Below are 308 nucleotides of genomic sequence, written 5' to 3'. Positions count from 1 at the left end.
CACCCAGCACCCCAGCCCACACACGCCTGCGGTCGGCCTGGCGGTGCCGCGGTGAGGTAGACCTGTTTCGAGGTCACCGAACCCGACCGGATCTTCACCCACAGCGCGTCGATGTAGATGATCGGCCAGACCGCGTCCAGGGGCCTGTTATGCCAGGTAACAAGCTGGTCGCCAACCGCGTCGGAGACCTTGCTGATCAGGTCCGGGCGGACCTCGACGCCGTAGATCTGGGCCAGGTGGGAGCGGATGTCGCGCACGCTCATCCCGCGGGCGTAGAAGGACAGGATCCGTTCGTTGAACCCGGCGAG

At 66.2% G+C, this 308-nt stretch carries 1 protein-coding gene; it reads right to left on the bottom strand.

The window, feature by feature from the left end; all coding sequences use genetic code 11:
- On the bottom strand, positions 1 to 308 hold a 308-nt coding region (locus ADK54_RS18305), incomplete at both ends, for a transposase (protein WP_199826992.1).

It is taken from the genome of Streptomyces sp. WM6378 (assembly GCF_001279695.1).
GTDB lineage: Bacteria > Actinomycetota > Actinomycetes > Streptomycetales > Streptomycetaceae > Streptomyces.
The sequence above is the reverse complement of the archived record's forward strand: the minus strand, read 5'-3'. Positions and strand labels throughout refer to the sequence as shown.